This window comes from Burkholderia catarinensis, assembly GCF_001883705.2.
GTDB classification, from domain to species: domain Bacteria; phylum Pseudomonadota; class Gammaproteobacteria; order Burkholderiales; family Burkholderiaceae; genus Burkholderia; species Burkholderia catarinensis.
Genome location: NZ_MDEQ02000004.1, coordinates 361006 through 374961, shown reverse-complemented (window position 1 = coordinate 374961; position 13956 = coordinate 361006). Strand labels below are relative to the sequence as shown.

The window sequence follows — 13956 nt, the reverse complement described above, 5'->3', positions numbered from 1 at the left end:
CCTACGTCCATAGCTGGACTGACTCGACGCGCGGCGCGTCGAGATCCGGCATCAGGATCTCGACGCCGGACGGGAAAGGCTGCGGTCGATTCGCCAGCCCCGGATTCGCGTCATAGACGGCCTCGACGGTGCCCTGCAGCGTTCCATAGAAGCGATAGCAAAGCGTGTCGAGCACGTCACCGTCAGACGTTCTTAAAGTCTTCGCCATAGCGGCCGAACTCCACCGAGAATGTTTGTTTGCGCGGCATGCCATCGGCGAGCAGCGCGTCCTGCTCCTCCTCGATCGCCTGCAACAGCCAGCGGCCGAGCACTTCGCCGTCGCCGGTCGTGAGCTGCACGGGCTTCATCCGGCCGCCGATCGCTCGCAAGCGGGTGATCTGCTTCGTGCCGGCCCCGAGCGCCGGGAATACGACACCCGACAGCGTGATCGTCTCGCCCCCTTCGCTGACAGGCTGCAGCGCCTCCTGACGATTCAGCCGCTCCTGAGACGCCACGCGATACCGCGTCGCCCGCCGCAGCTTGTCGTGAGCGGCCGTCGACAGGTTGAAGTGGAACGCGTCGCCGGCATCGGTCGTCATCGTCATCAGGTGCGGCGTGCTCGACGAGGCACCGTCGACCAGACCCGACAACATCGAGCCGACGCCCGTCGACTTGATCACGTCGAGCACCGCCGAGTCCTTCAGGCCGACAGCCGCATTGAATTGATTCCACGCCCCACCAAGCGCCGACTTCACGCTGTCGGCGGCAGCCCGCACAAGGGGAAAATTCGATCCGTCGACAGCCTTCAAAATCGAGCCGATCGACGCCTGCGTCGCGTTGAAGCTGCGCACGACAGCGCCGACCTGTGGAAACAGATCGGACGCGACGGACAGCGCGCTCGTCGCGCCTGTCAGCAGCTCGGCTGCGCTGCTCAGATTGCCGGTTGCGAGACGCTGCAGCATGTCGACCGTCGCCATGCTGGCCGCACGGTTCCGATCGAATATGCGAACCATCTGCCGCACGCGCTCTGTCGCGATCCCCGCCTGCGTTGCCGCCCCCGTGATCTGTCGAATCACGTCCATAGCACCTCCCTTACATATGCGGCGCGTCGAACATTGCCGTTCGACTGTTCGTCTTGCGCTGCTGCTCCTCCATCATCCGCGTCAACTGCGGACTGACCTGCGCGAGAAACTTGTTAGCCATGTCGGTATCGCTCGCTTCGATCTTCACGTTGAAGACTGGCGCAAACGTGTTCTTTTGATCGATACGCGGCCCGAAGCGGGCATCTGCCGCCGGAGTCTCTGCAGCCTTCGCCGCCTTGGCAGCCGCTTCGGCGTTCGCGGGCGTCTCATCGGGCTTCTGGCCCAGAAACTTGCTCGCGATGGCGCTCAGTGCCTTGTCGCCCACAAACGTCCCGAGTGCCCCGCCAAGCACGCCGACGACGGCCGATCCGATCGGCCCGCCGAGCGCTCCGATCGTCGCCCCGACCTTCGCGCCGATCACGCCACCCGCGAGACTGCCGGCGATGCCGGCGAACCGGGTGGCCTTCCGCTCATTCGTATCGGTGCTCGACGCGACGGCGTACGCTTCGCGAGCCGCAAGGCCAAACTTCAGCACGGTCCCCGCCACGGCCAGCTTCCCTGCCCACGGCGCAACCCGACCGAATAAAGCACGTCCCGCGTTGAAGATCCTCCCGATTCGCCCCGCCCGAGCTGCCGCACGACGCGCAGCTCGACGCGCGGCTCGCCCACCCCCCCCCAGGTCGCCAAGCCCACCACCATCGAAGCCACCGCCGGGCATGTTCACGACGAACACGCGCTGCACGCCACCAGCGGCACCGGCAGCACCGGCCGCCCCGCCAAGCGCATCCAACGCACGCCCGACCGCCCCACCCGCAGCCCCCGTCCTCCCTGCGGCCCCTCGACCACCACCACGCGCCAGCAGCGTGCCGCGCGCGATATCGAACAAGCCACGCCCGATGCCCCAAAGTGCCTTTGCTCCGCGCACCGCGAGAACCGTGCCGGCAATGCCGACGACAGCAGCTGTCGCCTTCGGAGCGCTATCCGCTGCGGACCGAATACCGCTCCCGGCCCCCTTCGCAGCATCGCCAACGCGATCCGTGATCGGACGCAGCGCGTCGCCGATGCTGCGCATCGCGTCGTCCCATTGCTGCCCGACCTCGCTCCAGACCTGTTTGGACGTCTCGCGCCGCGCCTCCAGATCCTTCTGGATTTCACCGCTCGCCTGCTGCGCGTTTCGCTTCAGGCTCGAATACAGCTCGGCGTTCTGCATGTAGGCCGTCAGCGCCGCCTTGACCTGCATGTCATTGAACAGATCGCCCGTCTTCATTGTCTCGGCGAACGCGGCCATCTGCGTCTGACGCTTGGCCGGGTCCATCTCCGAATTGAACTGCTTCGCCGCTGTCGCGAGCTGCTTCGCCTTGGCCGGGTCGACCCGCTCGATGTACGCGCGGGCGAGCACGAATGACGCCTCCAGCGTCGACCACCCCTTGCCGATCGCCTCGCGCATCTTGGCCTGATAGTCGACGCCGGCCTTCGCATAGTTGCGCTCGGTCTCTCCGGAACCGATCTTCGAGAACCAGTTTTTCAGGTTGTTCGCCGCTTCGTCGGAGCTGCCGGCCGTCTTCATCTGCACCTGCAGCATGGCCCCGAGCTGCGTCACCGAGTCCTGCCCCGTAATGCCGATCTTCTTCATCTCCGCGAGCAGCACCGGGAACCACCGCGCCATGTCGACGGACTCGAACGACCCTTCCTTGCCCAGATACGCGATCGCTTCGAGCGCCTTCGACATCTGGCGCGGGTCGACGATCTCCGCGTTTTGCTGCAGCGCTTGGATCATCTTCGCGGTCTCGACCGTCGTCGCCCCTTGGCCGATCGAGAATTTCGCGACCAGCGGCGCGAAGTTGAGCGCCTTCCCGAGATCCATACCGCCCGCGACCATCTGGTTGACGGCATCAGCCAGCTCGTTGCGGCCGATGCCGTTCGCCCCGGCGTCGCGTCGAATACGCGCGCCCATCGCCGCCTCTTCCTGCGTGCGCGCGATGCCGGCCTTGATCGCGATGTCGCGGATGATCGCCTGATAGTTCGCAGCGATCGTCGCTGGCACCGCGACCGCCGCCGTCAGCTTCATCGCGTCACCGATCACGCCACGCCCGGCTTCTTGCCCGGCAGCCAGCCGCTCGTGTCCGGATGCCTTCAAATCCAGCCCCCGAGCCGTCCGGCCGAGCCGCGCATACGCGCGATCGAGCCGGTCGACCTCGATGCCGGCGTCACGCAGCGCTTTCAGATTGGCCTCCAGCTTGCGACGGATACCATCTGCCGCGCTGTCGCCCGCCAAGTGCAGCCGGCGGAACTCGTCCTGCAGGCGCATCGTCTCGCCGATCTGGCGCTGCCAGAGCCGCGAGTCGCTCGCCCGCTTCTTCATCGCATCGATCTTCGACGACGTATCGGTGATCGCCTTCCCGAACGTCGCCGACACGGCACCGCCGATCACGATGCCAAGCGCTAAGTCTTTCGCCATCTCGGCTCCCTCAATCCGTCAACCACCAGAGCATGTCGTCGACCGTCATCTCGTCGATCGACGTCGGCGACATGCCGTATTCACGCACCAGCCGATTCGCCAGCGCCTTCAGCGTTTTTCGGTCCAGTTTTGCGTACGGGTCGAAAGGAGTAGTAGGCGTCCTGCACGCGCTCGTAATCGGCCATATCCATCGCATCGAGATCGCTCGGCGCAACTTCGGCGAGCGATGCGAACAGGATCAGCTCCTGCTCCTCCGTATCGTTCGGCGCGAGCTTCTGCGCACCGCGCATGTCGCGCACCTTCGGGCGGCGCATCGTGAAGGTGTCGCACTGGACGCCGTTGAGATTGATCGGATAGTCGAGCTTGATCGTGACCTTTTCCATTGCGAATCCTGAAATGAAAAATGGCGAGCCGTCGGCTCGCCATTGATTGAATAAAGTAACTTTGCTGCGTGTCCGTCGAATGACGGTTACATGCCGAGTCCCTTACGGACTTCGGCGAGCTGATCAACGCCGTTGATCACGCGCTTGCACGCGAAGACGTCGATCTCATGCACGATCGCGCCGTCGATCTCCAGCTTGTAGTAATCGCACGACACGCTAAATTTTGCTTCGACCTTGTCGCCCGGCTTCCAGTCGCCCGGATCGACTTCGTACAGCATGCCACGCAGGTAGACAGCAACTTTCTTCGTCTTGCCACGGCGGTCCATGAAGACCGAGCGAAATACGCCATTGAACGCGCCCTGATCGACCAGCCCGAAGAACCGCAGCACCTCATACTCCATCGTCGCCATAGCAAACGACGCGTCGAGCGCTTCCATACCCTGATCGACCTTGACCGTCGCGTCCATCCCGCCCGCGCGGTAGTCGTCAGTCTTGATTTTCAGCTTCGGGGGCGTCATGCTCGTCGCGCGCCCCGCGTAGCTACGTCCGTCGACGAACGTGTTGCAGTTGTACAGAGTTTCCGGAATCATCGCCCCTCCCTTAGATCTGGTTATCCAACACTTCGGTCAGCCACTGGTTCGTGACTTCGAAGCGGAAAATCGGGTTCTCGGCCGGCGGGACATCCGTGAAGCGAATGTTCCAGTACACCTTGCCGTCTTCGAGCTGGCTCGCCGTGTTCAGCTCCGGGTCCGGGTAGACCTCGAAGTTGATCACTGCACCCTGTCGCTTCAGGTCGCGCATGAAATCCCGCAGCCCCTCGGTCACGTCGCTAACGTACGTCGTCGTGATGCCGCGATCGACCGCCCACTTGTGGCCGGCCTGCACCGCGTCCATCACGATGTCGAGCGTGCGCACGCGCGTGACGAACTTCCATTTCGGATCGGCCGACAGCGTGCGGTTCCCCCACAGGCGGAACCCGCCGTCACGAATGATCGTCGTGATGTTCGCGTTGTTCAGCAGGTTCGCGCGACACGTCTCGTCACCGTCGAGGTATTCGATCGGCCGGCCCGTGCCCGTGATCTCGACGATCTCCTTGTTCGACGGCGACGCCCAGAAGCCGATCTTCGCGTCGGTCTGACAGAACAGCCCTGCGGCATACGTCGACGCCGGCAGCGAGATCTCGCCGTTCGTCGCGTTGTCCCATGCCTTCGCGCCGGGGTCGACCATGTAGAGGCGCTTGCTGCCGAAATTCTTCGCGTACGCGATCGCTGCCTCGTCGTCTGCGTTCGGGCCATCGATCACTGCAACCGCACGCAGTTTGCCGGCGAGCGAATCCGCCGCCGTTGCGACGGGTTGCTTCGACGTGTGGCCGGGCGCGATCAGAAGGCGCGGCTGCGCATTGAAGCGAGACTTCGCATCGAGCAGCGCCTGCATGCCGGTGCGTGCGCCGCCGGCCGAGACGCCGCCGATGATCGCCGACGTGAGCTGCGCCGCGTCGGCCGCTGCCGGCACACCGACCGCGATGACGACCGCGCTGCTCTGCGCGTAGATCGCGCGGGCCGCTCGCGCGATCGGACTGCTTTCGCCGAACGCCTGCACCGCCTCGCGATAGCTCGTCAACTGCACCGGCACGTTCGGCTGCGCAAGCTCGGGACCGGGCGTGTAAGTGTCGGTCATGCCAACGACCGACGACGACGGCACCGCGATCGTGCGCGGGCCACTGTCGACGATGGTCGTCGTGATGCCGTGAAAAAAGGAAGTCGCTGCCATGCGGATCTCCGGAAATAAAAAAAGCCGCTCATCGGAGCGGCTGGAATTGAAACGACGCGGGCTGCGTCGGCAAAGTTACTTTTCGACAGGCTTGTCCGAGTCAGGCGGCGGCTCCGCTTCGACGACACGATCCGGCGTCGCGGCCTCGGCCGCAGCGCGATCCGCTTCCGCCTGCTTCGCCGCAGCCTCGCGCTGCGCTGCCTCCTCAGCCTCACGCGCCGCTTTCTCGGCGCGTTCGGTCTCGACTTTCACGAGAATCGCCTGCGGGTCGGGTTCGGCCGGCCAGACGATGTCATTCGGAAACGCCGGAGAATCGACGACGCCGGACAGGGCCATCTGGTAGTCGGCCCACGCGTCGAACGTCGCGGCCTCGAGATCGGACAGTCGCCCCGTGATCCGGGCATCCGATTTGCCAAGGTTCTGCCGCCGGGCTTTCTCCAGCCGCGCGAAGAAGTCATTCATGGCAGCTTCGCGCGCCTTGTCTGCGACGATCTGCTCGTCGATAGTCCATGTGCCGTCTCGCCACACGTGCGCATCGGACGGGCGTGGCACTTCGGTCAGCCCCACGTCTTCCGGCGTCACGCCGGCGACAGTGATCTCAGCGGTAGCGCCCGACTCGGTGCGATAGAGGCGAATGCCACGATAGTCCGGCAACATCTGCCATTTTTCGTCACGCCAGAACGGCCAGGTGCACGGCGCACGCTCGGGCAGCGGTTCGAGCGTGCAGAAGGCGGGAATCAGATACCGGCCGGAATTCATCGGGTCGATATCCGCGAGAAAGCTCACGACGTATTGCCCGGTCAGGCTATCGAATTGATTGCAAAGCATCCTGTACCTCGTCAGTTAGAAAGCGCGGATCATGGCGAGAACCGCGACGTTGCGCATGCGCGCTTCTGCGCCACCATCGGCTGCAATGCTGATCGTGTGGGCGTGTGCACCACCGCCACCGATGCCGACGTTGTGGGCGTGGTTACCCGACCCGTCGGTATCGAAAACGTGCGCATGATTGCCGGCAGGTCTCGTATTCGGCTGCGCCGTGTTGTCGATGGAGAAAAGGCTCGAAGCACCGCCACGGTCAGTGTCACCACCATATTGCGGGACGATGTAATCCAGTTGGTGGGCGTGCTCGCCCGCGCCTGCGGTCGAGCCATGGTGGCCGTGCCAGCCCTGTGTGTCTGTCCAGGCGCCGTGCACATGATCTCCGACCGCACTTGCCGAAGCACCGTGCGCGTGCGAGCGGTTCTGGCTGTCCTGCCACGTCCCGACTCGCCGGCCGGGATCGGCACCGCGCCCCGCATCCGCACACCGAATACCCTCACCGCGAAACTCGGGGATACGGAACGTCGTTGCCCCATCTCCGTTCGAATATGATCCGAAGTTCCCGTTCGCCCAATCCTTGTCCTCGACCAGTGCGCCGCTACCTTGGGCATACGCCCACAACGCTGGATAGTCGGCACGATTCAGGACCGCACCGTTCAGGACAAGGCAGCCTGCGCGCGGCGCAGTTCGTGATTCGAAAATGATCTGCCCGATCGACGCCGATGCGATCGCGTCCACGACGAAAGCCGTCGACGCCGCATTGCTCGACCGGTCGCCGGCCGCAGGCGTCGGAACCTGCACTGAACGATCGAAGATCGTGCCTTTGTTGGCCGTGAACCGTACGTTGACCAATCCATTGCAGCTCACGCCGAACTCACCATCGGTGATGTGATACATGCCCGTGTCAGGTGCACCGTCCTTGTCGAACGTCAGCGACGGATTCTGAGGCGTGCCCTCCGACAGGTAAATCCGGGCCCCTGCAGCCAGCCAAAGCGCCCCCTTGAGGGTCCCGCCACTGTTCAGATCCAGTGGCGTCAGGTTGCCTGAATGCCATGCAGGCTTGCCGTTGATGCGGAACGATCCGTCTGCCGCGTAGTACTGGAACGACCCGGCGTTGCCTCCCCACCAACCTGCCGAATCGGCATTGCCGTAGAAGTAGCCGCTCGCCGCCCCCACCCGGATTCGCCCTTCGGCGGCCTGCGGTGCCACGGACAGATCCCCACCGACCTTCGTACCGAGACCAGTCCCGTCGATCGTGACGACACCCGTGTCCAGTGACCACGCAAACGGACGGTACGTGTTCCAGGTGCCCAGCGGATCGCCCTTCTTCGTCTGCAGCCAGTACGCGGATGTGCCGTCATGGCGCAGCAGCACCCCATAATCGCCATCCGTCGCACGGAGATGCCCACCATCGGGCCCTTCCATCCCGGTAATTTGAACGCCGTTCGCAAACGAAGCGCGGTAGGCAACCTGCAAACCATCCCGACCATTGTCAGCCGTCGTGCCGAGAAGCAATCGCCCCTCGGGCGTGAAGCGGCCACGTTCCTTACCGCCCGAGATCAGCGAAAGCCAACCGCCTGCGCCAAGCGTCAGGTTGTTGCCGAGCATGACAACGTAGGGCACGCCGTTCGCGCCGAGCTGAAGATGACCATCTGCCGGCGAGAACATGCCCGTATCGGGATCAGCGTCGAACGCATACCCGACGTTCTTCGGATTGTTTCCCGTGATCGCGCCGGGCTTCCCAAGCAACGCCCCCGACACCGCACCACCCGACTTATCCAGCTTATCGCTGCCGAGTCCCGCGACGACCTTGTCGGCCGCGTCCGCGCGATCCTTGAGGTAGCGCGTGCGATTCCCAAGTTGCTTTGTCGGCAGGTTGTCGACCCCATCGGGACCACCCTGTACGGGGTCCGACGTCTCGAACTGATAGACCCCGTCCTCCCACTTACTTTCTTCTTTCAGATTGGCCATGTACCGATCACCCCTCGCGTAAATTGACCATTGCGCGTCGCGACACCGTTGTGTCGGATCGCAACCTCAGAAAAGTCGAGCCATGCGAGCCGGCTGCGGGCCGGTGCGTAGCGCTCGATTGCCCGCTTCAGGTTCTCGCCCTGATCTCGCGTCACCGGCCGCCGCAGCGTCACGATGTACTCGGCCCACGCCGTCGAGCCGCCATGCAGATACCGACCGTTACGCTTGAACGACCCGTCCCGGCGTTTGATCTGCCGCCCCTCCTGAATGTCGATCTCGCCGAAGCCGAGCCGCCGCACGATCTCGCGGATCGCCCACGGCGTGCCCTTCTTCTGATAGATCGCTAGAGACGACTTGATCAGCGCGCGGCGAGCGTCTTCGGATTCGGCCAACTCCCACCCGTCGACCGCGAGCGACCAAGCAAGCCACGGCAGGAATGCGGCCGGGCAGCGGTCCGCATCCCAGAGCGTACGGATCACGTCCGGATCGACGCTCGGCCGCATCACCTGTGCGAGCGCCGCTTCGAGCGTCGTCTGGTTTGTTGGCAGCAGCGCTTCAGTCGTCATCGTTCACCTTCGGGTTCAGCACGATCGACGTGCACCGCGCGAACTGATCGATTGCGCACACAACGTCGGCTGCCGGCAGCTTCAGATCGACACGCACAACGCCCGATTCCTTCGGATGCAGCGCCCCGGTAACTGCCGATCGCGGCATGCCTACACGCAGGCCTTCGCCGGCAGCAATGGCGATGTCGAGATCCTTCCGACGCGCGGCGAGCACAACGCCCGGATCTGGCCCGCGACCGACGTATACGTCCGCGACGATCGAATAATTGACCGGTCGAGCGGCCACGACCAGCAGCGTGTCGTTGAGCGGCCGGCGATCTTCCGGCGAAAGCGCACGGCGCACCGTGTCGAGCAATGCAGCACTCGCGATCCCGTCGTTCGAATACGACTTCACCACCACGCGCACGACGCCCGGCTCAGGACGGTCGACGCGCACGTCGGCGACGTCCCCTGACGCATCCATTGCGAACGACCGATACGAGCCGAACGGCCCGGCCGTCGACGCGCGCTCGATACCCATCTGCGTGCGCAACCGCAAGCGATCATCGCGCTCGACTGTCGCGGGAACCGGCGGATGCGCCTCCGGATCACCGGGGTCCACGATCTCCCGCTGCAAATTCCAGAGCACCGCCAGGTGTTCAAGATCCCCGCCCGTCGAATACGCCAGCAGCACGGCACGACCTGCGTCATTGACGCGCGCTCGAAACCGAACGTCCTCGTACGCGGCCAGCTCCAGCACCTTGACGACCGGATCGGATTCGAGCGCAGCCGTCCAATCCGGATAGATGCGCTTGAAGTGCTCCAACTTGCGCTGGTACAGCTCCTCGAAGTCGAGCGTTTCGACGAGATCCGGCGGATCAAGCGCCGACAGATCAATCACTGTCATATCGTCACCTCGAATACAACATCGTCGCCTTCGTACTGCCCGGCGATTCGAAAAGTTACTTTGCCGTCCACAACCGACAGCGCGTTGACGCGATCCAGCGCAATGCGCGGCTCCCACCGTCCGATTGCGCGTGCGGCTTCGGCCTGTGCAGCAGAGATCCAACCGCGTGTCACGGGCAGATCGACCATCGCCGGGAGATCCGAGCCGTAATCGGGACGCTCGCGGCGAGTTCCCTTGCGCGTGCTGAGAATGTCCGCGATGCTCTGCACGAGATGATCGAGACCGCCGATCAGTCGGCCCGTACGGCGACACATACCGACCAGCGCAACCATCAGATCACCTTCGCGTCAACGCGCCTGAAGTCTGCGCGGTCGTCCATGTACCGGATGTGCGCCGGGTCCGTCACAGTCGCCTTGCCCGCCAACACCGCGACGTAAGAGCCATCCGGAAACACGATCACGCGACTGCGAAACTCGGTATCGATGTACGTCACGGGCGCTACCGCCCCGCCTTGCTGCGCGTCTTTCGCCATAACCACCCCCACAAACGAAAAACCCCGCACGGGGCGGGGTCCAAAGTTACTTTGCTGCGCTCACACTGGCGGGCCAACAAGCTCGCCGTCACCTTGCTCACGGTGACTGTGCTTCGTGAGCGACTTACCGCCGGCAACAACGTCTTCGGTATATTCGGCACTGCCCGCGATCTTCATCGCGATAACGCCGCCCTCGCCCGCCTTGCCCTGCATACCGCCGTTGAACGTGAGCATTTGCTCGGTCGTCGTGTTGCCTGTGAACGTCGAGTCCGGAATGTCCGCCAGCAGCTTCGCGCTGCGCAGCGTCGCACCGTCCGCCTTCAGCTCGAACTCCGTCCCGCCGATGCGAAACACGATCCGACCACCGGCCGGCACCGACAGCACATATTCATGGCTCGCATGGTTGTACTGCTCGAATGCGCCGTCCGGGAAGTCGGTCGCGGTCTCGTCTGGACTCGACCGACCGGACCCGCCGTGCTGCGCCGTGTAGTACCCCGGTGCGACGAACGCCCCCGCTAGATCTCCGGACGGTGCCCACAGCGCGACCTCTTCGTCGACGGACGGCGGACGCCACTGCCGGACCTTGCCGGCCGCACCCGCCTGCCATTTGATCCAGTCGCTCACCCAATCACCGACACGCACCTTCACGCGCGGCGGGTCGTACGTGATCGCCTCGACGACCGCGGACTGCGTCAGACACGCCATGCGGCGATCCATCTCGCCAAGCTCGAAGTCGCTCACACGTCACCCCGCTCCCTGATCCGCCGAATTCCAGTAACGGTCTTCGTGCCCCGGTCCGGTCTCCGGATCGACGCCCCACAACACCGCGCGCCCCTTCGTCGGCGGCTCGTACGCGTCGCCCAGGTCGAATTCGTGCACCCACTCGACGAGCCAAACGAGATACGTGTCCAGCTCGGGCCGGAACGGATCTTCACCGGCCGAGCCGACCTGTTTGCCGGGCGTCACGGGCAGCCCCCACGTTGCGCCGTGCACTTTCTGCAACACGCGGGCGGACAGCTCGCGCACCTGGACGTCAGCATCCTCGACCAACGGGTCGACGATCACGCGGGCCTGCATACGCGCGATCAGCGGCACACGCCCCGTTCCGTCATCGTGCCCCGGCTCCAGCTCCGACAGCTCGATCGCAACGAACGGCGTGTCGATCGCCTTGCCGATCTTCGGATACGCATGGATGCGTTCCAGATCCGGCAGCCGTTCGCGCAGGCCGGCCTCAATGCCGTCGTGCAGTTGTTTCAGGTTATCGAGCACGGTTCATCGCCTTTTGCAGTTCATAGTTGACCTCTTGCCGCAACACCGTCATCAGTCGCGCTTCGCACGCGCGGGCGGCCCGTCGAAACGCCGGGTCGCCCGTTTGCGACCACTCGACCGTCACGACCTCGAACGGCGTTCGCGCCTTCCCGGTCCGACGGAAGATCGGCCCGTCCGGCTGACGCGTCGTCTTGCGCCATGCGCCCTCGAACAGCGATTTACCGGCCCGGATGCCCTTCTTCGTGCGTCGGACCGCACCGAGTCGATGCGCCTCGATCGGGTTCAACCCGAGCCACACCTTCCCGGTATCGGCCGATCGCATGAAGAAGTACATCCGCTGCCGTAGCAGCTTTTGCTGGATGCCCGTCGCGTTGCCGACCTCCTTCGCGGTCTGGCTCCTGATCCATGCGCCGGTCTTCCGCAGCGTCCGACGCCATGCCGCCTGCATTGCTGCAGGCGGCAGGCCCGCGAGCGCTTCGAGCGCCCCCTTCACATCGATCTCGATCTTCAGCAGATCCACGCGTCACCTCAGAATCAGGATTGTCCAGCCCGTACCTGCCGGGCGGATCTCGAGGACACGGAAGCGCTCGCCACCCGCTTCGACGATGCTGCCTTCGCGTACGCGGGCCGCGTCGTCGTCCGTGATGTCGAGGATCGGCGCAACGAGCTGCGTGCGTTGCGTCCCGAGATCAGGGCCGAGCCACGGCGCCTTGAACATGCCTTGCAGCGGTTTGCCGTCGATCTTCACATCGTCCGACAGGTCTCGCTTCACGGCCGTGTCGACGTCGGCCATCAGATCCCGGAACGCCATGTCACGCCTTCAGCTTGATCAGCGCCTTCGGGCGCGTGCACAGGTGGATCGGGTTCGACTGCGCCTCGATCTCGACACCCTTGCCGAAGTCCATCAGCTCCTGTTTCGCGTAGTACGGAATGCCGGTCGTGTTGACCGACTCGACGTAGTCGGCCGGCGCGAAGCGCGAGATGAACAGGTCCGGAACACCTTCCGGAATCGCATGTGCCTCGTCGTCCGCCACATAGCCAACGTCACCGACGCGGCCACGATAGCGCTCGAACGTGCAACCGCCGAAGTCGAACGCTTCGCGCGCGTCGCCCCGCAATTGCGCCGCCATCACCGAAGCCAGATACGTCTCCTTGACCGACTTCGCGCTGATCAGCTTGTTCCAGAACACTCGACCGCAGAGCACGCGCACACCCGTGTACGTCGTCGCGCCAAGCGCATCTTCGATCGCGTCCTGCACCTCGATGCACTTCGTGCGAAGCTCCGTATCGGCCTTGCCCAGCTCGAACGGAATCACCGTCTGCTCGATGTCGAAGTACTTCCACAGGTCGATCAGCACCCGCTTGCCGTCCGCATCCAGCACCGCCCCCTTGATCGCACCGATGCGATGGAATTCATGCGTCGCATCGAGCTGGCGACGCATCTTCGCGAGCCGGCGATTCACGACGGTCTGCAGCGCCTCCAGCTCGGTCTCCGAACCGAACGCGCGCAGATTCTGGATCTCGTCCGCCTTGATCACTGCACGCTGCGGCAGGTGGACGGCGTTGATCGGAATCATGCTGCGCTTGCTGCCGCCCACCACGGCGGCCGGCGAACCGCGCTCGCCGGCCGCTACGAGTGCGAGCGTGTCGCCGTCGCGCTCGATCTGGATCGTCGTCGTGGTGATGCCGTCCTCTTCGAACAGCCCGAGCGTGCCGATACGGCCGGGCACATACGGCTGCTCGTTGATCGCGGCACTCAGGGACGACAGCGAGAACGCATCGTCTTGAAACAGGGCGATATCCGCCATACAACCTCCGACATGAAAATGGATACAAAAAAGGCCACGCGGTCGGCGTGGCCTTGAATGGGGTACGTTGTGATCAGCGGACGATCACGTGTCGCTCGGCGAGATCGCCACGACCGGCCGCGTCGAGGCCCGTCAGAAGCCCGCCAACGACTTCGGCGAGCCGGACGACACCCGTCGCCGGTCGTGGCGCTTCGGACGCCGCCAGCGGCGCATAGAGGATCGCTGCGGCGACTTCCGAACCGTCGTTTGCTGCGTTGTCGTACGGCGCATATTCGCCGGTACTCGTCACCCCGAGCACCTGGCCAGACGACAGCGCCGCACCCGCCTTCACGACGATCCGCTCGCGCGAAATCTGCCCGTTACCCTCCGACACGAGAAATTCGGCCGGGAGATTTGCCTGTACCTTCCAGTTCGACATGTGTTTCCCCTCCTC

At 64.3% G+C, this 13956-nt stretch carries 18 protein-coding genes; all 18 read right to left on the bottom strand.

Features of this window, described 5'->3' with window-relative positions; genetic code table 11:
* Position 1: 1 nt before the first annotated feature.
* The 18 genes from BFF94_RS08940 to BFF94_RS08855 all read right to left on the bottom strand — a co-directional run bounded on the left by BFF94_RS08940 (position 2) and on the right by BFF94_RS08855 (position 13941).
* A complete protein-coding gene (locus tag BFF94_RS08940; protein WP_124616774.1) occupies positions 2 to 208 on the bottom strand; it encodes a tail protein X in 207 nt (68 codons plus the stop codon).
* A complete protein-coding gene (locus BFF94_RS08935) occupies positions 183 to 1061 on the bottom strand; it encodes a phage tail protein (RefSeq protein WP_128842850.1) in 879 nt (292 codons plus the stop codon). Before BFF94_RS08935 ends, BFF94_RS08940 begins: the two co-directional genes overlap by 26 nt.
* A 10-nt stretch (positions 1062 to 1071) precedes the next feature.
* Complete coding sequence (locus BFF94_RS08930; protein WP_219139218.1) at positions 1072 to 3519, bottom strand: phage tail tape measure protein; 2448 nt, start codon at positions 3517 to 3519, stop codon at positions 1072 to 1074.
* An 80-nt stretch (positions 3520 to 3599) separates the two neighbouring features.
* Complete coding sequence (locus tag BFF94_RS08925) at positions 3600 to 3902, bottom strand: phage tail assembly protein (protein WP_128842853.1); 303 nt, start codon at positions 3900 to 3902, stop codon at positions 3600 to 3602.
* A gap of 86 nt (positions 3903 to 3988) precedes the next feature.
* Positions 3989 to 4492 carry a phage major tail tube protein gene (locus BFF94_RS08920; RefSeq protein ID WP_128842854.1) on the bottom strand — a complete coding sequence of 168 codons (504 nt, stop codon included), beginning with the start codon at positions 4490 to 4492 and terminating at the stop codon, positions 3989 to 3991.
* A gap of 10 nt (positions 4493 to 4502) precedes the next feature.
* Positions 4503 to 5672, bottom strand: coding sequence for a phage tail sheath subtilisin-like domain-containing protein (locus tag BFF94_RS08915; RefSeq protein WP_219139217.1), 1170 nt, complete (start codon positions 5670 to 5672; stop codon positions 4503 to 4505).
* Between the two features lie 75 nt (positions 5673 to 5747).
* Entirely contained in the window at positions 5748 to 6500 is a 753-nt protein-coding gene (locus BFF94_RS08910) for a tail fiber assembly protein (protein ID WP_128842855.1), read from the bottom strand.
* A gap of 15 nt (positions 6501 to 6515) precedes the next feature.
* Positions 6516 to 8462, bottom strand: coding sequence for a phage tail protein (locus BFF94_RS08905; RefSeq protein WP_128842856.1), 1947 nt, complete (start codon positions 8460 to 8462; stop codon positions 6516 to 6518).
* A complete protein-coding gene (locus tag BFF94_RS08900) occupies positions 8450 to 9028 on the bottom strand; it encodes a phage tail protein I (protein WP_128842857.1) in 579 nt (192 codons plus the stop codon). Before BFF94_RS08900 ends, BFF94_RS08905 begins: the two co-directional genes overlap by 13 nt.
* Entirely contained in the window at positions 9018 to 9914 is an 897-nt protein-coding gene (locus tag BFF94_RS08895) for a baseplate assembly protein (RefSeq protein WP_128842858.1), read from the bottom strand. Before BFF94_RS08895 ends, BFF94_RS08900 begins: the two co-directional genes overlap by 11 nt.
* The gene (locus BFF94_RS08890) at positions 9911 to 10246 is read right to left on the bottom strand and encodes a GPW/gp25 family protein (RefSeq protein WP_128842859.1); all 336 of its coding nucleotides are present in this window, start codon (positions 10244 to 10246) and stop codon (positions 9911 to 9913) included. The genes BFF94_RS08895 and BFF94_RS08890 overlap by 4 nt, the downstream gene beginning before the upstream one ends.
* Positions 10246 to 10446: a hypothetical protein gene (locus BFF94_RS08885; RefSeq protein ID WP_128842916.1), complete on the bottom strand. Its 201-nt coding sequence runs from the start codon at positions 10444 to 10446 to the stop codon at positions 10246 to 10248. The genes BFF94_RS08890 and BFF94_RS08885 overlap by 1 nt, the downstream gene beginning before the upstream one ends.
* Positions 10447 to 10506: 60 nt before the next feature.
* Entirely contained in the window at positions 10507 to 11187 is a 681-nt protein-coding gene (locus BFF94_RS08880) for a phage baseplate assembly protein V (RefSeq protein WP_128842860.1), read from the bottom strand.
* A 3-nt stretch (positions 11188 to 11190) separates the two neighbouring features.
* On the bottom strand, positions 11191 to 11715 hold the full coding sequence (locus tag BFF94_RS08875; RefSeq protein WP_128842861.1) for a hypothetical protein: 525 nt from the start codon (positions 11713 to 11715) through the stop codon (positions 11191 to 11193).
* Positions 11705 to 12235, bottom strand: a complete 531-nt coding sequence (locus tag BFF94_RS08870; RefSeq protein ID WP_128842862.1) for a phage tail protein — start codon at positions 12233 to 12235, stop codon at positions 11705 to 11707. Before BFF94_RS08870 ends, BFF94_RS08875 begins: the two co-directional genes overlap by 11 nt.
* A gap of 3 nt (positions 12236 to 12238) precedes the next feature.
* The gene (locus tag BFF94_RS08865; RefSeq protein ID WP_128842863.1) at positions 12239 to 12526 is read right to left on the bottom strand and encodes a head-tail joining protein; all 288 of its coding nucleotides are present in this window, start codon (positions 12524 to 12526) and stop codon (positions 12239 to 12241) included.
* A gap of 1 nt (position 12527) precedes the next feature.
* Complete coding sequence (locus BFF94_RS08860; RefSeq protein WP_128842864.1) at positions 12528 to 13523, bottom strand: major capsid protein; 996 nt, start codon at positions 13521 to 13523, stop codon at positions 12528 to 12530.
* Positions 13524 to 13596: 73 nt separating this feature from the next.
* The gene (locus tag BFF94_RS08855) at positions 13597 to 13941 is read right to left on the bottom strand and encodes a head decoration protein (RefSeq protein WP_128842865.1); all 345 of its coding nucleotides are present in this window, start codon (positions 13939 to 13941) and stop codon (positions 13597 to 13599) included.
* Between the last annotated feature and the right edge of the window lie 15 nt (positions 13942 to 13956).

Coding starts and splice junctions, on each gene's coding strand:
- BFF94_RS08910 (WP_128842855.1), bottom strand. CDS start 6,500: ATGCTTTGCAATCAATTCGATAGCCTGACCGGGCAATACGTCGTGAGC.
- BFF94_RS08900 (WP_128842857.1), bottom strand. CDS start 9,028: ATGACGACTGAAGCGCTGCTGCCAACAAACCAGACGACGCTCGAAGCG.
- BFF94_RS08930 (WP_219139218.1), bottom strand. CDS start 3,519: ATGGCGAAAGACTTAGCGCTTGGCATCGTGATCGGCGGTGCCGTGTCG.
- BFF94_RS08915 (WP_219139217.1), bottom strand. CDS start 5,672: ATGGCAGCGACTTCCTTTTTTCACGGCATCACGACGACCATCGTCGAC.
- BFF94_RS08905 (WP_128842856.1), bottom strand. CDS start 8,462: ATGGCCAATCTGAAAGAAGAAAGTAAGTGGGAGGACGGGGTCTATCAG.
- BFF94_RS08860 (WP_128842864.1), bottom strand. CDS start 13,523: ATGGCGGATATCGCCCTGTTTCAAGACGATGCGTTCTCGCTGTCGTCC.
- BFF94_RS08890 (WP_128842859.1), bottom strand. CDS start 10,246: ATGGTTGCGCTGGTCGGTATGTGTCGCCGTACGGGCCGACTGATCGGC.
- BFF94_RS08895 (WP_128842858.1), bottom strand. CDS start 9,914: ATGACAGTGATTGATCTGTCGGCGCTTGATCCGCCGGATCTCGTCGAA.
- BFF94_RS08940 (WP_124616774.1), bottom strand. CDS start 208: ATGGCGAAGACTTTAAGAACGTCTGACGGTGACGTGCTCGACACGCTT.
- BFF94_RS08855 (WP_128842865.1), bottom strand. CDS start 13,941: ATGTCGAACTGGAAGGTACAGGCAAATCTCCCGGCCGAATTTCTCGTG.
- BFF94_RS08920 (WP_128842854.1), bottom strand. CDS start 4,492: ATGATTCCGGAAACTCTGTACAACTGCAACACGTTCGTCGACGGACGT.
- BFF94_RS08935 (WP_128842850.1), bottom strand. CDS start 1,061: ATGGACGTGATTCGACAGATCACGGGGGCGGCAACGCAGGCGGGGATC.
- BFF94_RS08885 (WP_128842916.1), bottom strand. CDS start 10,446: ATGGCGAAAGACGCGCAGCAAGGCGGGGCGGTAGCGCCCGTGACGTAC.
- BFF94_RS08865 (WP_128842863.1), bottom strand. CDS start 12,526: ATGGCGTTCCGGGATCTGATGGCCGACGTCGACACGGCCGTGAAGCGA.
- BFF94_RS08925 (WP_128842853.1), bottom strand. CDS start 3,902: ATGGAAAAGGTCACGATCAAGCTCGACTATCCGATCAATCTCAACGGC.